The 21083-nt window shown below is 71.3% G+C and carries 14 protein-coding genes and 1 pseudogene; 9 read left to right on the top strand and 6 right to left on the bottom strand.

The genetic code is table 11. The annotated features are described in order from the left end of the window. Positions 1-386: 386 nt before the first annotated feature. Positions 387-470, bottom strand: a pseudogene (locus AB0D04_RS20185) (hypothetical protein); the annotation flags it as partial. A 183-nt stretch (positions 471-653) separates the two neighbouring features. On the opposite strand from AB0D04_RS20185, the gene AB0D04_RS20180 reads away from it, so the two are divergent. Beyond that, positions 654-3476, top strand: coding sequence for a SpoIIE family protein phosphatase (locus AB0D04_RS20180; RefSeq protein ID WP_362705005.1), 2823 nt, complete (start codon positions 654-656; stop codon positions 3474-3476). 10 nt (positions 3477-3486) lie between these two features. Here the strand turns inward: AB0D04_RS20180 and AB0D04_RS20175 are convergent, their stop codons facing one another. Continuing rightward, positions 3487-3984 carry a MarR family transcriptional regulator gene (locus tag AB0D04_RS20175; protein ID WP_362704928.1) on the bottom strand — a complete coding sequence of 166 codons (498 nt, stop codon included), beginning with the start codon at positions 3982-3984 and terminating at the stop codon, positions 3487-3489. A 70-nt stretch (positions 3985-4054) separates the two neighbouring features. Here AB0D04_RS20175 and AB0D04_RS20170 point away from each other — a divergent pair, with 70 nt between their 5' ends. Both AB0D04_RS20170 and AB0D04_RS20165 read left to right on the top strand, forming a co-directional pair. Further along, positions 4055-4573 carry an SgcJ/EcaC family oxidoreductase gene (locus AB0D04_RS20170; RefSeq protein ID WP_362704926.1) on the top strand — a complete coding sequence of 173 codons (519 nt, stop codon included), beginning with the start codon at positions 4055-4057 and terminating at the stop codon, positions 4571-4573. 110 nt (positions 4574-4683) lie between these two features. Beyond that, positions 4684-5469, top strand: a complete 786-nt coding sequence (locus tag AB0D04_RS20165; protein ID WP_362704925.1) for a hypothetical protein — start codon at positions 4684-4686, stop codon at positions 5467-5469. Here AB0D04_RS20165 and AB0D04_RS20160 read toward each other — a convergent pair. Then, positions 5445-6671: an acyltransferase gene (locus AB0D04_RS20160; protein ID WP_362704923.1), complete on the bottom strand. Its 1227-nt coding sequence runs from the start codon at positions 6669-6671 to the stop codon at positions 5445-5447. The genes AB0D04_RS20165 and AB0D04_RS20160 overlap by 25 nt on opposite strands. Before the next feature lie 8 nt (positions 6672-6679). Next, on the bottom strand, positions 6680-9094 hold the full coding sequence (locus AB0D04_RS20155; RefSeq protein WP_362704920.1) for a glycosyltransferase: 2415 nt from the start codon (positions 9092-9094) through the stop codon (positions 6680-6682). Positions 9095-9931: 837 nt separating this feature from the next. Between AB0D04_RS20155 and AB0D04_RS20150 the strand changes: the two genes are divergently transcribed. After that, positions 9932-10654: a transcriptional regulator gene (locus AB0D04_RS20150; protein WP_362704917.1), complete on the top strand. Its 723-nt coding sequence runs from the start codon at positions 9932-9934 to the stop codon at positions 10652-10654. 66 nt (positions 10655-10720) lie between these two features. On the opposite strand, the gene AB0D04_RS20145 is transcribed toward AB0D04_RS20150, so the two are convergent. After that, positions 10721-12160, bottom strand: coding sequence for a nucleobase:cation symporter-2 family protein (locus tag AB0D04_RS20145; protein ID WP_362704914.1), 1440 nt, complete (start codon positions 12158-12160; stop codon positions 10721-10723). 457 nt (positions 12161-12617) lie between these two features. Here AB0D04_RS20145 and AB0D04_RS20140 point away from each other — a divergent pair, with 457 nt between their 5' ends. The 3 genes from AB0D04_RS20140 to AB0D04_RS20130 are packed head-to-tail and all read left to right on the top strand — an operon-like array spanning position 12618 to position 16659. After that, positions 12618-14963, top strand: a complete 2346-nt coding sequence (locus tag AB0D04_RS20140) for an FHA domain-containing protein (protein ID WP_362704911.1) — start codon at positions 12618-12620, stop codon at positions 14961-14963. Between the two features lie 16 nt (positions 14964-14979). Continuing rightward, positions 14980-15642 (top strand): hypothetical protein, encoded by a 663-nt coding sequence (locus tag AB0D04_RS20135; protein WP_362704909.1) that lies wholly within the window; start codon positions 14980-14982, stop codon positions 15640-15642. Positions 15643-15648: 6 nt separating this feature from the next. Continuing rightward, positions 15649-16659 carry a serine/threonine-protein kinase gene (locus AB0D04_RS20130; protein ID WP_362704907.1) on the top strand — a complete coding sequence of 337 codons (1011 nt, stop codon included), beginning with the start codon at positions 15649-15651 and terminating at the stop codon, positions 16657-16659. Positions 16660-16701: 42 nt separating this feature from the next. Here AB0D04_RS20130 and AB0D04_RS20125 read toward each other — a convergent pair whose 3' ends face one another. Further along, positions 16702-17976 carry a streptophobe family protein gene (locus AB0D04_RS20125; RefSeq protein WP_362705002.1) on the bottom strand — a complete coding sequence of 425 codons (1275 nt, stop codon included), beginning with the start codon at positions 17974-17976 and terminating at the stop codon, positions 16702-16704. A gap of 236 nt (positions 17977-18212) precedes the next feature. On the opposite strand from AB0D04_RS20125, the gene AB0D04_RS20120 reads away from it, so the two are divergent. After that, positions 18213-19421: a DUF6777 domain-containing protein gene (locus tag AB0D04_RS20120; protein WP_362704904.1), complete on the top strand. Its 1209-nt coding sequence runs from the start codon at positions 18213-18215 to the stop codon at positions 19419-19421. 173 nt (positions 19422-19594) lie between these two features. Further along, entirely contained in the window at positions 19595-20776 is a 1182-nt protein-coding gene (locus AB0D04_RS20115; RefSeq protein ID WP_362704902.1) for an Ig-like domain-containing protein, read from the top strand. Positions 20777-21083 lie beyond the last annotated feature (307 nt).

Here is a 21083-nt window from a genome sequence, read left to right as displayed (position 1 = left end):
TCGCGGGCGATCGACATGTACACGTCCGGCATCGAAGTGTCACCGCCGGATCGTCCGGACCGCCCGGACCGCCCACCCGGCCCCGAGGCCCCCAGCCCGGTCCGGCCGTCCGACGGGCGGCGTCCGCTGCTGCCGTCCGTCGGGCCCGCCGCACCGGACGCCACCACCACCGGGGCGGCGGTCCGCAGCATGGGAGTACGGGCCTGTGACGTCCCCAGCTCCGGCGGGCCCTGGAGGAGCCGGCACCTCGCCCCCTCGCTCAACTGCGGGCGAACGACCGGCTGTTGGGCTGGGAGGTTCGGGGGCGGAGGGGCCGCACCCGCGGGCCGGGACAGCAGGGCGGCCAGCAGGCGCGCCAGGTCATGAGCGGCCGCCGGCGCGGCCAGGCGGTTGTCGACCAGCTCGTGCCCCTGGTGCTCGCGCAACGCCTCGACCGTGAGGCGGAGTTGCTCGCCGAGCTGGTCCATCGGGGCGTCCCCGCGCACCCTCCCCCACGTCGGTGGTCGCCTCGGAGTGGCGGGCAGTGCTAGATATGGGGCATGACGGGACAATTCGGGCGACCGAACGCCGGGCGAGCGGGCGTCGGGACCCACGCGTCGCCGCCGCCCCCTCCGGAACAGCGCCCTCACTCCCCCGGCCGACAGCTGCGTTCACTGCTGAGCGTGCACAGCGTCGCAGGCCAGGTGTTCGTGCTGCAGCTGGGGCTGGTGGTGCTGCTTGTGATCGCGGCCGTCGCCGCGCTGGTCGTCCAGGCGCGGGGCGGGAGCCTGAACGAGGCCCGTCAGCGGTCCCTCGTCGGCGCCGAGACCTTCGCCCATGCACCGGGGACGCTGGCCGCAATGCAGTCCGACCGTCCCAGCGCGCTGCTGCAACCGCAGGCCGAGGCGGCCCGCAAGGCGTCCGGGGTGGACCTCATCGTCGCGTACAGCCCGCAGGGGATCCGCTGGACGCATCGGGACCCGCGCCTGATCGGCAAGCACCTCCCCGGCCATGTCTCGGTACCCAGCGGCGGGACCCGCACCGAAACGTTCACCACCGTCCTCGGCCCCGCCGTCAACACCACCGTCCCCGTCAAGGACGCAAGCGGCAAGCTCGTCGGGCTGGTCACGGTCTCGATCACGGTCCACCACACCAATCAGCGGGTGATGGGGCAACTGCCGCTGCTGCTCGGCTCGGCCGCCGGGGTGCTGCTGCTGGGCGCGGGCGGGGTGGCACTGGTGAGCCGCCGGCTGCGGCGCCAGACGCACGGCCTGGACCCGGCCGAGTTGACGCGGATGTACGACCACCATGACGCGGTGCTGCATGCCGTACGGGAGGGCGTGCTCATCATCGGGAGTGACGGGCGGCTGCTGCTGAGCAACGACGAGGCGCGGCGGCTGCTGGACCTGCCCGCGGACGCCGAAGGGCAGCACATCGTCGACCTGGGCCTGGAAACGCAGATGGCCGCCCTGCTGGTCTCCGGGCGGACGGTCACCGACGAGGTGCACCGGGCGGGCGACCGGCTGCTGGCGGTCAATGTGCGCGCGACCGCCCCGTACGGAGGACCGCCCGGAACCGCCGTCACCCTGCGGGACTCCACCGAGCTGCGGGCACTGGCGGGCAAGGCGGAGGTGGCCCAGGAGCGGCTCAAGCTGCTCTACGACACCGGGGTGCGGATCGGCACCTCGCTGGATGTGACGCGGACCGCCGAGGAGCTGGCCGATGTCGCGGTGCCCCGGTTCGCCGATGTCGTCACCGTGGAGCTGCTGGAGCCGGTGCTGCGGGGCGCCGAGCCGCCGTGGGGCACGGCGGCGCTGCGGCGGATGGCCGTCAGCGGGGCGGCCCGGCAGGACATGCCCCGCCACCCGGCCACCGAGCCGATCACTTCGCTGCCGACCGCGTCCATGGCGGCGGAGGAGGCGAGCGACCCCTCGCTCCCCCACGACCGCCTCCCGGCCGCCCCCGGCACCGGCCACCCGGCCCCCGCGGACCACTCCGGCCACCGGGCCCCCGACCTCGGCCCCTCCCGGATCAACCGCTCCGTCCTCGAACGCGATCTGCGCACGGCGGACGACTGGCGGGCGCAGGACCCCGAGCGGACCCAGCGGATCCTGGACCACGGCATCCGCTCCCTCATCACCGTCCCGCTACGGGCACGGGGCGTCGTCCTGGGCCTGGCCACCTTCTGGCGCGGCGGGGCCTCGGGGCCGTTCGAGGAGGAGGACCTGTCCTTCTCCGAGGAGCTGGCCGCACGGGCCGCGGTCTCCATCGACAACGCCCGCCGCTACACCCGCGAGCACCACACCGCCGTCGCCCTGCAGCGCCGGCTGCTGCCGCAGGCCCTGCCCGAGCAGTCCGCCCTGGACGTGGCGTTCCGCTATCTGCCCGCGCGGGCCGGGGTCGGCGGCGACTGGTTCGACCTCATCCCGCTGCCCGGCGCCCGGGTCGCCGTCGTCGTCGGCGATGTCGTCGGGCACGGCCTGCACGCCGCCGCCACCATGGGCCGGCTGCGCACCGCCGTCCACAACTTCTCCGCCCTCGACCTGCCGCCCGACGAACTTCTCGGCCACCTCGACGAGCTGGTCAGCCATATCGACACCGAGGAGGTACAAAGCCCCACCGACCCCACCCGCGAGCCCGACAACGGTGCCGGCATCACCGGCGCCACCTGTCTGTACGCCATCTACGACCCGATCACCGGCCGGGCCACCCTGGCACGGGCCGGCCACCCCGGGCCCGCCCTGGTCCTCCCCGACGGCACCGTCTCCTTCCCCGACGTCCCCGTCTCCCCGCCGCTGGGCCTCGGCGGCACCGTTCCCGTGGAGACCGCGGAGCTGGTGCTCCCCGAGGGCTCCCGGCTGGTGCTGTACACCGACGGCCTCATCGAGGACCGCGACCGCGACATCGACACCGGCCTGGCACTGCTGCGCGGAGCCCTGGGCACCGGCGCGGACCGCACCCCGGAGGGGACCTGCGCGGCCGTCTTCGACGCGGTGGTGCCCGAGCACCCCAGCGACGACGTCGCCCTGCTGGTGGCCCGCACCCGGCTCCTGCCGCCCGACCGGATCGCCGAGTGGGACGTCCCCTCCGACCCCGCCGCCGTCGCCCCCGTACGCTCCGAATGCACCCGCACGCTGGAGACCTGGGGCCTGGCGGACATCGGCTTCACCACCGAACTGATCCTCAGCGAACTGATCACCAACGCCATCCGCTACGGCACCCAGCCCATCCGCGTCCGCCTCCTGCACGACCGCTCGCTGATCTGCGAGGTCTCCGACGGCACCAACGCCTCCCCGCATCTGCGCCGCGCCACGACCACCGACGAGGGCGGCCGCGGCCTGTTCCTCGTCGCCCAGTTCGCCCAGCGCTGGGGCACCCGCTACACCCCCGGCGGCAAAGTCATCTGGACCGAACAGTCCCTGAACAACGGGGATCAGGAGCCCGGCCCCGACCTCACCGACGCGCTCCTGGACCAGTGGGACGAATCCGCCGTTTGACGTCCCGCGGTCATCCGCCGCGCGGCAGGCTCTTGAGCCGCTCCGTCTGCTCCTCCTGAACCTCGCGAGCCGTGTCCAGGAAATCGACGATCAGGGCGAGCTGTTGCGCGTCGTAGCGCCGCAGCGCCCGCCGGCCCGCCTCGCCGACCGGCAGATGCACCTCGCGCTCGGCCTCGCGGGCTGCGTCGGTGGCGGTCACCAGGACGCGGCGCCGGTTGGCGGCATCCCGGGTACGGGTGACGAAGCCGGCCCGTTCCAGGCGGTCGATGGCCGTCGTGGTTGCCGCCGGGCTGAGCTTGGCCGCGGCGGTGAGCTCGCCCGCCGACAGCGAGTCCGCGGCCAGCACCAGATCCAGGCACCGCAGGTCGGTGCGGTTCAGCCCCAGCACCGCCGCGGCCGCCTCGTCGAAGGCGTCGAAGCTCTGCTGGAGGCGCCGCATCCGCATGGCCACGTCCTGCGGCGAACCGGCTGCCGTCGCCGCATCACTCGTCACTACATCTTTCGACATTCGAAGCTTTCCGCTAGCGTATGTTTCGACAATCGAAATGATACCTCAACTCCCCCTCTTGGAGGGCACGATGACCACCGCTGCCGACGAAGACCGGATCAGGTCGCTGTTCGCCCGCTTCCTGCAGGCCTGGACCGACAACGACGCCACCGCCTTCGGCGCCTGCTTCACCGACGACGCCGACTACGTCTCGTACGACGGCACCCGCGCCACCGGCCGACCGGCCCTCCAGGACAACCACGACCGGCTCTTCCGCGGCGTGCTGGCCGGTTCGGCCCTGGTGGGTGAGCTGGAATCGGTCCGGCATGTCACCACGGATGTCGCCGTCCTGCACGGCACCGCATCGGTGCTGATGCCCTGGCGCTCCGAACTGCCCAGGCGACGCCTGTCCCGGCAGACCCTGGTGGTCGTCCGGACAGCGGAGGCAGGCTGGCGGATTTCCGCCCTGCACAACGGGCGCGTACGGCCGGTCACCCTCCCGGCGCCGGACGCATTCCCGTCCCGGATGTCGCGGGCGATGAGCCGGACGGCGCGACGGCTCGGCATCGGGCAACGGCCCGCGGACGCAGGGACGTTGAAGCCCACGTAGTACGGTTCGCCCCCTTCCGCCGCACGCCGGGAAGCGCACCGCCTACGGCTTTGGCCCGCGCGAGGTCTGTGGTGGGATGGATGATCGTCGTCACGAAGGGGGCAGGACGGATGACCATCGACTATGGGCGGTTCGCCGAGCGGCTGACCGCTCCGTGGCCGCAGCGGCGACAGCTGGTGGAGGAAGTGCAGCGGGAGTTCGGCTACGAAGCCGTCGTGGGGACGGAGAAGAAGGCGGACGTCCTTCTCGAGGTTTCGGACGTCCCTGAGGCGCTCGCCGCCTGGACGGCCTCGCCTGTCAACTCGTTCTTCGCCCATCGGGGGCTGTACGAGACCTCCCTGCAGTGGCCGCCGGAGCAGGCGGGCGAGCACTCCGTCTTCATGACGGAGTACGAGGGGTGCTGCTTCTGGGGCTACCGGACGGCCGATGCCCCTCTGCCGGACCCCGCGGTGTGGATCGGATACCCCGATGACGAGGACGGCCCCTGGGAGCCGCTCAGCCGTTCCGTCACCGAATGGCTGGTGCAGATGGCCGTGGTGCGTGTGCTGCCGGAGTACGCGTTCAACGGCGGGGTGCGGACGTTCGGCACCGACGAGGACGTGCAGGGACGTGCCGTACGGGCGGCGCTGCCGGAGCTGGGGCTGCTGCCCTGGCCCGAGACGGGCAACACCTTCCACTTCTTCGGTGCGCGGGACGCGATCGTCGTGTGGATGTCCGAGCACGACGCGTGGGAGTGCGGCGATCTGGAGATCTACGGGCGTACCGAGGACGCGGTACGGGAGGCCGCCGGCCTGCTGGGGGTCGCGCTCGACCGCGATGAGGTCCGGGAGCCGCGGCGGGGCACCCTGACGAGCAGAGTGCCCCGCGCCCCTCACCTGGGCACCCTCTCCGGGTAGAACTCGCGCGGCCGGCCGCTCTTGTCCTTGAGCCGGCCCAGCAGACTCGCCGGATACTCGATCAGCCAGTAGCTGGCCGCCGCCACGGGAACGGCCACCAGCAGGACGATCACGATGGCCGGCAGGAAGCTCCCCGGGCCGGTGGGCAGCAGTCCGGCGTGGTGCAGCTGGAGCATGACCGGCTCGTGCCAGATGAACAGGCTGTAGCTGACCAGTCCGGCGGCGGCCAGCCAGCGCGCCGTCAACAGGCGGTTCCAGAAGGTGTGTTGGCGGATGTGGAGGGTGCCGAAGAGCAGCACGATCCACAGCGCGGCGGCGAGCGGGTGGTAGAAGGTGAAGGCGAAGTTCTCCGGGGCGGAGAACAGGGAGAGGCAGTAGAGGCCGGCGAGGGCCAGCGCGCAGAGCGGGAGCGCCGCGCGCGGGGTGAGCCGGCCCCGTTTGCCGAGGGCGACGGTCAGTACGGCCAGGCCCATACCGGCCGCGAAGCCGCCGAAGCGGGCCTGCGGGCCGAAGTAGACGGCCCAGTCGGTGTACGGGACGCCGACGGAGTAGTGCGCGGCGGCGATCCAGGCGAGCGGCGCGGCGTACAGGAGGACACAGCCGCTCGCGCACAGGGCCACCCGGGAGCCGCGGCGCTTCAGCGGGCGGCAGGCCCGTGCGGCGAGGGGGCCGAGCGCGACGAGGACGACGTAGAACAGCACCTCCAGGGACAGGGACCAGGTCGGGCCCAGGGTGTAGAAGATCCGCTGCCCGTCGAAGACATGGGTGAAGGTGAGGTGCTCGACGAGATCCTGCCAGTTGCCCGGCAGGGTGGGATTACGGCCGGCCCAGACGACCAGGACCGCCAGGACGTACAGCGGCAGGATCCGGATCGCGCGCCGGAAGAGGAACACCTTGGCCGGGCGGGTGGAGCGGCCGTCGATGGCGGCCCGCGCGTACGACAGGGTCAGCAGGTAGGCGGAGAGGACGAAGAAGAGGTCGATGACCTCGAAGGAGAAGACGGCCCCGAGGTAGGGGTTGTCGACCGGCGGGTGGCTGCCGTGGGCGTCGTAGCGGAAGTACTGCTGCCAGACGTGGAAGATGACCGTGCTGAGCGCGGCGAGCCCGCGGAAGCCGTCGATGTCGCGGGCGCGGCGGCGGGCGGGCGGCCCGTCCGGCGCCACAGCAAGGGGTGGCGCCCCGCGCCGGATTGCGCTGTCCACACCCGCACTCATCGGCGTGCCACCGCCTTTGCCGCGGCCCGCGGGGTGACCCGCCACTGCCGGTCGCCCAGCGCCTCCTTCAGATGGGCCTGCCGGGCCACCATGTTCTTGAAGTGGCTGTAGAAGAAGGTCGATACGAAGAAGTACGACCAGAACCAGCGGCTGCGGGTGCGCAGTTCGGGAACGGCCAGGCGCCAGGCGAAGAGGGCCTGGATCGGACCGGCCGCCAGGGTGAAGACCATCGCCAGGACGCACACCGGCACCGCCCAGTCGAGCCGGTCGAAGCCGCCGGTGCGCCAGGCCGAGTACAGCAGGATGGGCAGGATCTGCAGCGTCAGCCAGGGCTGCACCTCGCGCCAGCCGAGCAGTACCAGCAGGCCGAGTTTCTGACGGGCCGTGAAGACCGGCGAACGCAGGCCGTGCCACAGGTGCTTGAGCGAGACCTGGAGCCAGCCCTGCGCCCAGCGGGAACGCTGGTTCCACAAGGCCTTGAGGGTGGTGGGGGCCAGTTCGCGGGAGATGAGGGTGCGGTCGACGGCGAAGCGGGCGCCCTCGTTCAGGGCGCGCAGGGTCGAGTCGATGTCCTCGGTCAGCATCGAGCCGTGCATACGGGTACGGGCGAGCAGGTCGGTGCGCCAGAAGCCGTTGGAGCCGCCGAAGACGCCGAAGCCGTACAGCCGGGTGCGGCCGGGGTGGCTGACCGCGTAGATCGCCTCGAACTCGACCGCCACCAGCTTGGCGACGCGGGAGCTGTCGCCGTTGCGGATCACGCAGTGGCCCTGGACGACGTCATAGCCGTTGGACAGCCAGTGCCAGGCGTCCTGGAAGGCGGTCGGGGCCGGGTGGTGGTCGGCGTCGAAGATGCCGACGAACTCGCCGCGGATGCGGGTGACGGCGGCATTGATGTTCTGCGCCTTGGAGGTGGAGCCGGCGACCGGGAGCAGCACCAGACGGGGGTCGCGGCCCGCCATCTCACGGAGGGTGTCCTCGACGGGCAGCGGGTGCGGGGTGTTGTACGCGAGGACGATCTCGAGTTCGCCCGGGTAGTCGAGGCGGAGGAAGGACTCGACGGTGTCGACGATGGTCGCGGCCTCATTGGGGAGGTACGCGGCGATGACGGCGCTGGCGGCCGGGTACGGTGCGCCGGGCTTTTCGGGCCGGCTGGTGGAGTCGAGCGAGTAGAGGCACTCCAGGACGATGAGGAGGGCGGACAGGACCAGGCCCGCCACCACCACCCAGTACATGGCCGAGCCCAGGTCCCAGCCCAGTTCGTATGTCTGCTGGTAGAGCACGAACGGGACGCCGATGCCGAGCAGCAGCGCCAGGACCGGGGAGAGCGAGGCGAGGGCGGGGCGGATCAGGGAGCTGAGCGGGCGTCGCCGGTGGCGGTGCGGCGCGGGGCGCATCCAGGATGCGTAGCGGACCGGGCGCAGGTCCCGGTGACGGAGCGCTTCGACCGACGCGTCGTGGGCCTTGTCGAGGGCCTGGGTGCCGTCCGCGCACCCGGTCAGCGGGAGCCAGCCGATGGCCGGGGTGAGGCGGACGTTCTCGTCGGCGACGATGAAGCGGGTGCCGGCGACGGTGGTGGCGAACTTCTGCAGGCTCTGCCGGGCCGTCTCCTCGTCGACGCCGGGCAGCAGCATCAGCAGATGGCCGTCGTCGTTCCATCCGAGCCGGTCGCAGAAGCTGCCCAGCCGTTCCGCGACGCCGGCCAGCCGCTCGGCGACCTCGCGGCGCACCCGCGGGCCCAGCCGGGCCTCCAGGGCGCTCATCTCGGCGACCGCGACGACGGCGAGGCCGCCGCCGCGCCTGCTGCCTTCGGGGCGCTGGAGTTCGCGGTCGAGTTCGTCCAGGAAGTGCGGGTGGGAGTAGAGGCCGGTGCGCGGGTCCTGGAGGAGGTTTTCGACCGGGACGGGGACGCGGCGCAGTTTGGCCTCGATACGGGCGGAGAGTTCGACCGGGTCGGAGGCCTCGGGAATGCAGTCGTCGGCGCCCTGGCGCAGCATGTCGACGACGCCGGCGGGCTCGGGGGTGGCGGTGACCATCAGGAGGGGCAGCGCCTGTCCGGCGGGGACGGTGCGGACCTCGCGGATGACGTCGAGTCCGGAGCGGCGGGCGGACCGTTCACCTCCTTCGGCCGGTTCGTGCCGTTCGTCGAGGGCGACGATGGCGTCCGGGGGCGCCTGGCCGACGCGGCGGTTGACCTCGCCGGGCGGGGCGTGGCTGACGTCGTGTCCGGTGGCGCGCAGGGTCCGGGTGAGCCGCTCCAGTCGTGGTCCTGGAGTGCCGACGACCAGCACATGGCCGCCGGGCCGGGGTATCGCCCCGGGTTCGGCGGTGGTGGGGGTGGGGACGGTGCCGTCGGAGTCGCCGAGCAGGGCCGTGGGTGAGCCCTGGGGACTTGTGGGGTGCGAAGTGAGCACCTGGTGAGGTCCTTTCTTGCAACGAGGCATGCCGAAGCCGGTCCGGGCGCGCAGCAGGCGGCAGTCCGGACCGGTGTGGCAAGGGGCGCGATAACGTCGATGACGCGGGCGGGGCCGCGGCCATGGCGGGGCGCCGGGGGATGTGGGGGATCACCCGGGCGGTTACCAGAGGGCGCGCGGTGGCGCGGGCGTCATGAGGGGAGAGCGCCGGGCAGCGACGCCACACCTGCCAGATACATGACAAGTACAGCTTTCGCGTGCGCCGTCAGCGACTGTCTCTCCGCGGGTCGGCCTGTCTCGTCAGGACGTACGGCTATGGAGCCAGAGGCTGTTGAGCCGGGGAATGCGCGGGCGCATTCCAGCTGTGATCGCATATGAAGGGTCCCATCCTGATCGGATTGTGGGGGAGGACCGGATTTCAGTTGTGCCAAAGGATGCCGCTTGGCGGGCCTGTCGGCAACGCCAGCCTCGGTGATCACTGTGACGCCGCACCGTCATCCACGTAACGCTCTTATTACGTCCCGCAGTCTTACCGGTCTCGATGAGCGCTACCGCCCGGTACGCACCACTGCATCGGCTATACACGGTAAGGAAGTTGATGAGCGATATCGGACGATAAAGCACATCTCCTCCCCCATCCCTCGCCCGTCCCTCCGCCGCGCCCCGCAACCGCCCCTGACGCCTTCACATCGAAGGGGATCTGGAGATTCGTACGTCCGAACCATCTGTTAATCTGCCCGCTCCTGGATGTTCTGCCATATCCCGCCCACCTCTCCCGATCATCTCCCGCTCCCAAGCACCCCTCTGCTTCGCCGGGTGCAGCGAGGTGTCCCGCACGTGTACAGCACTCCGTTCTCCCCTTCCGAAGCCCGTACGGCGCGGGCCCGGGTGGGCCTGACCACCGCTCAGGTCGCCCAGTCCATGACGGCGTGCGGCGCTCCGGCCCGCCCCGAGCTGGTCGAGGCCTGGGAGTACGGCTCCCAAGTGCCGACGGAGCCGCAGCTCTTCGCGCTGGCCGACGTCCTGTGGTGCGCACCGACGGTCCTGATGGGCCTCGAGCCCCGGACCCTGGCCGAGCACCGGATGGCCCGGCAGCTGAGCGCGGAGCGGCTGGCGCAGCTGATCGGCATGGACCCGGGCGTCTACCGGCTGGCGGAGACGGAGCAGCGCTGGACCGGCGACTACCGCCAGACCAAGGCGCTGGTGGATGCCCTGGGGTTGTCGCTGCGGAAGCTGATCGGCGTGATGGGCCAGGTCGACGAGCTGGCCGGGCATCTGCGTGCGGCCATCGACGGGCGCTGGAAGACGCATGTCTCTCCGGTCATGGAGATCACCACGCTGAACAAGACCCGGGTCAGCGACGCGCTGCGCACGATGCACGGGGAGTTCGCGGAGTTCGCCGAGCGCTACATGGGGCATGTGGTGGCCCGTAACGACGACGCCCGGCTCAAGGAGGTGGCGGCCGAGCGCTCGGCGTATCTGCGGCGGCTCGTCGACCACTTCTGGGAGCTGATCGGCGAGGCCGGTGAGGCGCCGCCGTTCCACTCGGTGTCGCACTGAGCAGCGCCGCGGCGTACTGAACGCCTCGGACACGGGCGCCTGGGCGGCCCGCGTCCGAGGCGTGACTCAGTGCGCGGGGAAGCCTGTGGGCGGACCCTGCGGCTGCGCCGGCTCGTCGTCCTCGATGTCGTCCCAGTCGATCTCCATCGACTTGCGGCGGGTGAAGACATTGAAGAACAGGTTGAGCAGAATGGCGGTCAGACCGCCCAGCGTGATCCCGCTGTCGAGGATCGCCTTCACATCGTCCGGCATCCGGTCGAAGAACGGCGCGACGGCGGAGGGCAGCAGCCCGGCACCCAGACTGACGGCCAGGATCAGGGCGTTGCGCTCCTCGCGCAGGTCCACCTTGCCCAGGATCTGGATGCCGACCGTGGCGACCATGCCGAACATCGAGATGGCCGCGCCGCCGAGCACCGGGTGCGGGATCACGGCGACCACACTGCCGACCTTGGGCAGCAGCCCCAGGGCAATCATGAAGACACCGGCCGCGACCACCACGAAACGGCTCATCACCCTGGACATCCGCACCAGGCCGATGTTTTCGGCGAATGCCACGTACGGGAAGGAGTTGAGCAACCCGCCGAGAACGGTGGCGACACCGTCGGCGCGCAGGGCGTTGGCAACAGTGGTGTTGTCGACCTTTTTGCGGGTGATTTCCCCGATCGCGTACACATCTCCGGTGGTTTCCACCATCGTGATGAGCATGACGACCACCATGGCGATGATCGGGAGCAGCTCGAACTTCGGCATTCCGTAATGGAACGGGGTGCTGACGCCGAACCAGTCGGCATTGCCCACCGCGCTGAAATCGACATCGCCGAAGCACCAGGCGACCGCGGTGCCGCCGACCAGCCCCAGCAGGACGGCCAGGCTGCTCAGATACGGCTTTCCGAGCCGGACCACGGCCAGGATGAACAGGAGGGTGCCCAGCGCGTAGGCGAGATTCTTGGTGGAGCCGAATTCCGGGTGCCCGATCAACTGGGCGCCGCCGGCGGCGTCCTGGAGGCCCTGAGGTATGAGGGTGAGGCCGATGATGGTGAGGATCGTGCCGATGACGACCGGCGGGAAATACTTCACCAGCTTGCTGAAGAAAGGCGCGAACAGGAATGCCGCGATGCCCGCGGTGATGACCGCGCCGTAGACGACGAGCAGTCCGGCGACACCGCCGCCCGCGCCCGTGCCGATGGCAATCATCGGGGAGACCGCGGTGAAGGTGACGCCCTGTACGAGCGGCAGCCGGGCGCCGATCTTCCAGATGCCGAAGGCCTGGATGATGGAGGCGATACCGCAGGTCAGCAGGTCCGCATTGATCAGGTAGACGAGTTCCTCGTGGGTCAGGCCCAGGGCATTGCCGACGAGAATCGGAACGATGACGGCCGCGGCATAGAAGGCGAGGACGTGCTGAAAACCGTAAAGCGTGAGTTTGCCGACGGGGAGCACCTCGTCGACGGGGTGCGTCCTCTTGCCGGAGAACTGCGGGGAGGATTGTCGGGAGGATCGTGCCATCTCTGCCTTGCCTTCACGAGGTAGGTGAATAAGAAGGGAACCGGCTCCGGCATGTCCGGTGGCATGACGGGACCGGCCGGGTCCTGCAAAGCCGACGTTGAGCGGTGTTGCCGACACCACGTAGCCCTGCGCTGCGCATTGTGTCCCGGTTCGACAGGACTTCCTTCGATCGGCCGGGCAAATTCCGGTATTTCCTTGGAAATTGCAGGTGGGGCCAATCGGAGCGCTCACCTTAGTTGACCTGGGGTATTTCTCGCGAGTAACCGGCGGCGACCCACCGTCGGCCACGTGACGAGCGCGCGAGTGCACCGTGCGCGAGCCGGGCGCACACCTGGCTCCCGCGGTCCGCCTGCGACCTCGACGCCAACGCCATCTCAGTAGCGTGACCTGCGGTTTTGCGTGATTGGCCGGTCCTTGCGAACAGGCGGGGACCTGCCCTTCGCCGTAAAATCCAGGTATGGCCAAGCGCCCGGGTGCCAGCGCGCCGGAACTCCTTGTCGAGGCCGACGGCGGCACCGTGATGATGGATCCGCACCGCGTCTACCACGTGGGCCGCGACCCCGCTGGTGAAGTCGTCCTCAAGGACGCGCGGGTCTCCTGGCACCACGCGGTGCTGCGGACCACCGACGGCCACTGGATGGTCGAGGACGAGCACAGCACCAACGGCACATACGCCGACGGGCGGCGGGTGGATCACTGCGATGTCGGGCCGGGCAGCGTGATCCGGTTCGGCAATCCGGCCGACGGACCGTGCGCGGTGCTCAGCGGGGCGCCGCTGCCCCGCGAGGACTCCCGGCGGCCGTCCGCGGTCTCCCACCCGGCCGGTACCCACACCTTCCGGCAGCCCAGTTCCGTACGGCCGCTGCCCGCCGCCGCCCGCACCACCCGGATCGGCCGCGCAGCCGGCAACGACCTGGTCGTCGACGACCTCGCCGTCTCCCGCCGGCACGCGGAACTGCGGGCCGGACCGGACGGCTACGAGATCGTCGACCTGGGCAGCCACAACGGCACCTACCTCAACGGCCAGCCGGTCACCGACGCCCTGGTCGTCCCCGGCGACATCATCGGTATCGGCCACTCCGCGTTCGCACTCGTCGGCGAGGAGCTGCAGGAGTTCATCGACACCGGCGAGGTCTCGCTGGACGTCCAGGACCTGGCCGTACGGGTCGACAAGGGCCGAAAGACGCTGCTGGACCATGTGTCCTTCCCCGTCGGCGAGAAGTCGCTGCTGGCGGTGGTCGGACCGAGCGGGTCGGGCAAGTCGACGCTGCTCAACGCGCTGACCGGACTGCGGCCCGCGGACGACGGCACGGTGCTCTACGACGGCCGGGACCTCTACCGCGACTACGCCGAGCTGCGCCAGCGCATCGGGCTGGTGCCGCAGGACGACATCCTGCACTCCCAGCTGACCGTGCGCCGGGCCCTGGGCTACGCCGCCCAACTGCGCTTCCCGGAGGACACCGCGAAGGCCGAACGGCAGGCCCGGGTCAACGAGGTCATCCATGAACTGGGCCTCGACCAGCGGGTCGACCAGCCGATCCACAGCCTCTCGGGCGGCCAGCGCAAGCGGGTGAGCGTCGCCCTCGAGCTGCTGACCAAGCCGTCGCTGCTCTTCCTCGACGAGCCGACCTCCGGGCTCGACCCCGGCATGGACCGCTCGGTGATGCATATGCTGCGCAGCCTCGCCGACGACGGCCGTACCGTCATCGTCGTCACCCACAGCGTGCTGAGCCTGGACGTGTGCGACCGGCTGCTGGTCCTCGCGCCCGGTGGGAAGATCGCGTACTACGGGCCGCCGGGCGATGCGCTGCGGTACTTCGGGTTCACACAGTGGCCGGAGGCATTCGAGGCGTTCGAGATGGACACCGTGCGGGACTGGGCGGGGCAGTACCGCGCCTCGCCACTGCACCGGCACTACATCGCGGCCGACTCCCAGCAGCCGCGGCACGCCCCTGAGGCTCCGCGGGGTCCGGTGGCCGCGCCCACGGCCCAGAGCTGGGGCGGGCAGCTGCGCACCCTGGTGCGGCGGTATGCGGCGGCGCTCAGCGCGGACCGCACCTTCCTGATCATCATGGTCGCGCTGCCGTTCGTCATGGGGGCGATGGCGCATGCCCTGGCGGGCAGCACCCTCACCAGCGACTCGGCGCTCAACGCGCTGCTGATCCTGTGCGTCGGCGCGGTGCTGACCGGCGCCGCCAATGCCGTACGTGAACTGGTCAAGGAACGGACGATCTATCAGCGGGAGAGAGCCGTCGGCCTGTCCCGCTCGGCGTATCTGATGTCCAAGGTGCTGGTGCTGGGGACCGTGACGGTCGTACAGGCCGTGGTGCTGACCATGGTCGGCCTGTTCGGAGTCAAGATCAACTCCCCTGGCGGCAAAGGGGTGTTGATGCCGCCCCTTGTCGAAATCACCCTTGCCGTGGCGCTGTTGGCGTTCACGGCGATGATGCTTGGCCTCTTCGTGTCCGCCCTGGTGCGCAAGGAGGAGGTCACCATGCCGCTGCTGGTCCTCCTCGCCATCGTGCAGGTCGTCTTCTGCGGTGCGCTGCTGAAACTGCACGGGGTGCCGGGGCTGGAGCAGCTGTCGTGGCTGGTGCCGTCCCGGTGGGCGCTCGGCGCGATGGCGGGCACCATCGATCTGCACCGGATCGTCCCGCTGGAGATCACCGCGGACCCACTGTTCCGGCACGCGCCGGGGATCTGGCTGCTCAACATGGGCATGCTGATCGTGCTGTCCCTCGTCCTCGGGTACCTGGTCACCAAGCTGCTGCGGCGGCGTGAGCCCGAGATCATGCGCAAGTAGTGCCGAGGAGCCGCCTGTGACCGCGCCCGTCTTCCTCCCCAGCCACGTCGTCCCGCGGGACGGCATGGCGGCCTGGTCCGCGCCGGACGCCGGCCGGCCGACGGTGCCGCTCGACCCGCTGCTGCCCGTCCAGCTCCTCGACCGGCGGGGGGACTGGGCGCTGGTGCTGTGTTCCAACGGCTGGTCGGCCTGGGTGGACGGCCGGCTGCTGCTGGCGGTCCCGCACGGCCCGCCCGCCGCCGGCCGGCCGGCCGCCCGGACCGCCGACCCCCGCCCGCTGCTGGGTGCGGTCGAGAGCGAGCTCGGCCGCTACCGCCAGTTGGTCGAGGAACTGGCCGCGGGACGGCTGGACGGCGAGTCGTTCGGGCAGCGGACCCGGGGCGTACGGGTGGGGGTGGTCGTGGACGGCGACGCGGTGTGGCTGTACGACGCACGGCACGAGCGGTGGTGTTACTGCGACGGGACATCGCTGGAGACCTACGCCGTGACGGCGGAGCCGTCACGTCAGGAGGGGGTGACTGCGGGGCCGTCGACGCGGGGCGGGGAGGGGGAGTCATCGGGGCCTCCGGGATCTTCGGGGTCTCCGGTTTCCCCGGCCCAGCCGTACGGGGCAGACGCGGCGGACGCGGCAGGTGGGGCCGCGGACGGGCCGCCCCCCTCCCCCACCCGCCTGGGGTGACTTCCGGTGACCGCCGAGGGCTCCGGCCCCGACGAGCGCGCGAGAGCGCACCAGCCCTCCGGACTGCGCGGGCGCCGGATCGCCGAGTACCTCCTCCAGGAGGAGATCGGGCGCGGCGGCATGGCGGTCGTCTACCGGGCGGAGGACCTGCGGCTCGGCCGCACCGTGGCCGTCAAGGTACTGGCGCCCGAACTGGCCCGTAACGACACCTTCCGGAAACGGTTCGTCCAGGAGTCGCGGGTGGCCGCGGCCATCGACCATCCGCACATCGTGCCGGTCTTCGAGGCCGGCGAGAACGAGGGCGTGCTCTATATCGCGATGCGCTACGTCAAGGGGCGGGACCTGCGCGCGCTGCTCGACCGCGACGGGCCGCTGCCCCTGGAAACCGCGTGCCGGATCGCCCTCCAGGTGGCCTCCGCCCTGGACGCCGCCCACGACCACGACCTGGTGCACCGGGACGTCAAACCGGGCAACATCCTGATCGCCGAGGGCACCGACAGCGACCGCCCCGAGCATGCCTATCTGACCGACTTCGGACTCACGAAGAAGTCGCTGTCGCTGACCGGCTTCACCAGCGTCGGACAGTTCGTCGGCACCCTGGACTATGTGGCACCCGAGCAGATCTCGGGCCGCCCGGTGGACGGCCGCTGCGATGTCTACAGCCTGGCCTGCGTCCTCTTCGAGATGCTGACCGGAGCGCCCCCCTTCCGCCGCGACGACGACATGGCACTCCTGTGGGCGCACCAGTACGACCCCCCGCCGACGCTGACCGACCATCGCCCGGACCTCCCCCCGCCCGTCAACGCCGTCCTCACCCGCTCACTGGCCAAAACCCCCGACGAGCGCTACGACACCTGCCGCGAATCCGTCACCGCACTCCGCGCAGCCGGACGCGGCGGCACATCGGGCGCCACCGGCGGACACCACGGCCCCACGGGTCCCGACAACGGCGACCCGCACGGCACCGCTCCCCCACCGCCCCCGAGCTGGGCCATTCCGGTGTTTCCGGGCCGCTGACAAGGCGACCGGCCACCCCCTGCCCCGGCGGTCCCGGCCTTCTCAGGCCTGCGGTCCGGGTCCCCGGACCTCGCCCGGATGGCGGACGCGCCGTGCCAGCAGGGCGCCGAGGAACCCCGTGACCAGCCCCCATACCGCGCCCGCGGCCACCAGGCGCGGCAGTTGCGGCTGCAGGACGACCTCGCCGCCCAGGTTGCCGCCCAGGTCGCCGACGCCCATCAGGGACAGGCCGTAGTGGGCGGAGATCCGAGTGAGCAGGCCGATGAGGAGCAGGGTGACGGCGAGGGCCACGGCCAGCTCGAGGGCGTGCCGCCAGGCGGGCATTCCGGCCGGGGAGCGGACCGCGGCGGTGAAGGCGGCGGCGAGGAGGACCAGGGCGGCCAGCGCGACCAGCACCCAGGCGCGGCCGTCCTGGGCGGCGAGGGAGCCGAGGTCGAGGGTGCGTTGCCCGTGGCGGGTGCGCAGGACGTCGTCGAGCAGCTGCGGCATGGGCAGGCCGATGGCCTTGTCGACGTGGCCCGTCCAGGCGCCGCCGGTGCCGATGCCCAGCGCCATCCAGGCCAGGTTCGGCAGCCCCAGGAAGATGACGGCGAGGGTCTCGGCCGGATGCCCCTGGGTGATCAGCACGACCACGCCGGTGATCAGCCCGATCGCCGCGTAGCCGAGCAGCACCAGCAGCATCGCGAAGGCGGGCGGGCGCACGGAGTTCTGCAGGTGCAGCAGCGGGGAGGACAGCGGGGCCCGGCGGGAGACGAAGAAAGTGAGCACGAGCACCGCGAGCACCCACAGCAGTCCGACGCCGAGGGTGGCCGGCACATCGGCGCGGAAGCCGACGGTGGGGGTGGCGCCGAGTTCCGCGCCGATCTCGTCGGCGAGGTCGTTGCCCACGGAGATAGTGAAGCTGTGGCGCGCGACGAGGGTGAGGATCAGCAGGAACAGCAGCCAGCAGGCGGCCGTACGGGCGACCCGGGCGAACAGTTCATGGCCGGTGGCCACCGCCCGGTGCCGTAGCGGGCGCAGGAAGACGGCGGCGGTGACCAGGGCACCGGCGAGCGTCACCGACAGCGGTACGACATCCAGGGCTGCGTCCGCCTGGGCGATGACCCCGGCGTCACCCGTCAGCTCGATCGAGCCGCCCGCCGCGGTGACGACGGCGGCCGCCACGACGTGCGGGAACGCGCCGCCGGGCAGGTCGCCGGCGCCCGCGGCCCACAGGCCGAGCGCGGCGACCACGTACATGGCGACGATGCCCGCCGCGGCCGCGGCCAGGGCTTCCCGCCAGACGCGGAGGGTGCCGGGTGATGTGGGGCCGCGCAGCTGGCTCACGCTCTCTCCTGCCGGACGCCGGACCGGGTGGGGAACCTCCCCACCGTAAGCACGGGCAGGCCACCCCGCTTGCGAACAAAGCCGATCACCGACACACAATGGCACCCATAGAGTCATGTATCGGACATGAACCAGGACGCCAGGACGCAGATCAGGGCATGGATCCGGGCATATTTCGGCGTGGTGCGCCGCGCCTGATGGCCCGCCACGCGCCGGAAGAGGGACCCGTGACATCTCCACCGCCGCCCGACAGCCACCCGACCGGCCCGCCGTCGGGCCCGCTCGCCGGCCCCTCGTCGGGCCCCGGGTCCGGCTCCGCGGCCGAGCCGACGCGGGCGGGCGCGCCGCCGACCGAGGTGGACCGGCCACGCGGACCGGGCGGCGGGGGCCCAGGGGACGGAGGGTCCGGTGGCGGAGGGGGAGGCGGAGGGGGAGGGAGCGGGCGCGCCGGAGGCGGCCCGGCCGGCGGTGCGCCCTGGTGGCGGTCCACGCCCCGTATCGCGATCATCGCGGCCGCCCTGGTGGCGGCCGTCGCGCTGACCGTCGTCCTCACCCGTCCGAGCGGCGGCGCGGGCGAGGTGTTCCTCCAGCCGGCCGCCGCGGCAGGCCCCGATCCGTTCACCAAGTCGACGGCCAAGAAGTCCGCCCCACCACCGTCGCCGACCCCATCGCCCGGCTCGGCGACCGGCAACCCCACCCTCCGGGGCTCCGATCCCGGCCTGTACGGCGGCAGCCGCAACGCCGCCAGCTGCGACGTCGAGCAGCAGATCGCGTACCTGGAGAACGACCAGGCCAAGGCCAAAGCGTTCGCCGACGCCGCGGGCATCGACGTCGGCGCCCTCCCGTCATTCCTCCGCTCGCTGACCCCCGTACAGCTGCTCAGGGACACCCGCGTCACCAACCACGGCTTCAAGGACGGCAAGGCCACCCCCTTCCAGTCGGTGCTGCAGGCCGGCACCGCCGTCCTCGTCGACTCGCACGGACTGCCGCGGGTGCGCTGCGCCTGCGGCAATCCGCTCCGGCCGCCGACGGCCCTCAGGAGCGATGCGAAGCCGGTGGGCACGGCATGGCCCGGTTACCGCGCCTCGAACACGGTGGCCGTGCGGGCGTCGAGCACCGAGGTGAAGGCCTTCGTCCTCTACGACCCGGAAACCGGCGAGTACTTCCGGCGCCCCGAGGGCAGTGAGGGCAGCTCGGACACCTGGTCACCGCCCCCGACCAAGGCATCCCCCACCGCGCCCCCGTCGACCACCGAGTCCTCGTCCTCGGAGTCCTCCGAGCCCCCGTCCACCACGGAGTCCTCGTCCTCGGAGTCCTCCCCCCCACCGGAATCGTCCTCCACCGGCACCTCGGGTCCGACCGGGGAGACGCCGACCACCGAGTCCCAGCCCCCGCCGGCCTCCACGGGCGGCGAGTCGGGACAGGTCTCGCCGTGACGTCACCGGGTCCGGGGGCGGCGGAACGCGGGGGCAGCAGGTCCCCGTACCCGCTCTCCGGACAGCGAACCGTGTCATAGATCACTGATCCCCCAGACAACCTCCTAAACAGACAAACCCTCTGCAGAGGTGGCGGGTGCCCCGCTGTCAGTTGTCTGTTCTGGAGGACCTTCGTGCATGCCGCGCCACGTCGCCACCCTGCCCGGTTTCTGCCCGCCCTGCTGGCGACGGCCACGCTGCTGACCGCCTGCGGGGGGACTGCCGAAGGCTCGTCGAAGTCGGACGGGTCGGCGGCCAAGGTGACCGTCACCCCGGCCGCGGGCAGCAAGTCGGCCGGGCTCGGCTCGCCCATATCCGTACGGGCCGCCGGCGGCAAGCTCACCTCGGTCGAGGTCCGGGACGACGAGGGCGCCAAGGTCGACGGGCAGCTGGGCGCTGACGGTACGTCATGGAAGTCGGCCGGGAAGGTGCGGCCGAAGACCACGTACACCGTGAAGACCCGGGCGAAGTCGACGGACGGCAAGGAATCCGCCGCCACCTCGGTCTTCACCACGGAGCAGGCCGACAAGGTCAACAAGCTCACCAACACCCCGGGCGGCGGGCAGACCGTCGGCACCGGCATGCCGATATCGGTCCTCTTCGACAACCCGATAGCCAAGGACAAGCGCGCCGAGATCGAGAAGGCGCTGAAGGTCACCACCCAGCCGAAGGTCGAGGGCGCCTGGGGCTGGGTCAAGGACTACTCCGGCAAGGACCGCATCGACTGGCGTCCCAAGGACTACTGGCCGGCCGGCACCAAGGTCTCCGTGAAGGGCGCGCTGGGCGGTATCAACTCCGGGACCGGCGGCGGCTGGTTCGCCCGCGACTACAACTACGGCTTCTCCATAGGCGCCGACCACAAGGCCGTCATCGATGTGCCCTCGCACACCCTGACCATGTACGAGAACGGCAAGAACGTCGGCAGCGTCATCGGCTCCGCGGGCTCCCCCCAGGACCCGACCCGGGGCGGCGTGCACACCGTACGCAGCAAGAACGCGGCCGAGACGATGGACTCCTCCACCATCGGCCACGGCAGCGAATGGATGCTGGACTCGAAGTGGGTCACCCACCTCACCGCCTCGGGCACCTTCCTGCACTCCGCACCCTGGAACAAGCAGCTCGGCGTGGCCAACTCCAGCCACGGCTGCTTCGGGATGAGCACCAGCGACGCCAAGAAGGTCTATGACTTCCTGACGATCGGCTCCACGGTCGAGGTCAAGGGCACCAGCAACCCCAACAAGACCGAGGTCGGCAACGGCCTCGAGGTCTGGCAGGAGACCTGGCAGCAGTGGCAGCAGCGTTCCGCGCTGCGGTGACGGTTCGCTGCGCTTTGCCTGAGCCCCACGTTGTCGGCTGTCCCGCCGTTGCGCCTGCGGCGAGCCCGTCCGCTGCGCTATGCCTGAGCCGACGTGTCGGACTGTCCCGCCGATGCTCCCCCACTGCCTAAAGGGCGTGGGAGGTACCCCCAGCGGCAGGCGGTTGCCGCTGCGCGGGGCTGTTCGGCTGCGGCACCGGGCCTCCGGACTCCGTCCTGCGGCCCGGCGCCTCCCCGTTGGGGGTGGTGGAGACTGGTGGGGGCGTACGTACGTGGTCAAGTGCAGCTCCGCGACCCAGCGAAGGCGC

The organism is Streptomyces sp. NPDC048483 (genome assembly GCF_040651455.1).
Classification (GTDB): domain Bacteria; phylum Actinomycetota; class Actinomycetes; order Streptomycetales; family Streptomycetaceae; genus Streptomyces.
This window is presented reverse-complemented; position numbering and strand designations above follow the sequence as displayed.

What these genes read in the sequence shown, in the direction of transcription:
- AB0D04_RS20175 (WP_362704928.1), bottom strand. Translation starts at nt 3,984, where the DNA reads ATGTCGAAAGATGTAGTGACGAGTGATGCGGCGACGGCAGCCGGTTCG.
- AB0D04_RS20170 (WP_362704926.1), top strand. Translation starts at nt 4,055, where the DNA reads ATGACCACCGCTGCCGACGAAGACCGGATCAGGTCGCTGTTCGCCCGC.
- AB0D04_RS20165 (WP_362704925.1), top strand. Translation starts at nt 4,684, where the DNA reads ATGACCATCGACTATGGGCGGTTCGCCGAGCGGCTGACCGCTCCGTGG.
- AB0D04_RS20145 (WP_362704914.1), bottom strand. Translation starts at nt 12,160, where the DNA reads ATGGCACGATCCTCCCGACAATCCTCCCCGCAGTTCTCCGGCAAGAGG.
- AB0D04_RS20140 (WP_362704911.1), top strand. Translation starts at nt 12,618, where the DNA reads ATGGCCAAGCGCCCGGGTGCCAGCGCGCCGGAACTCCTTGTCGAGGCC.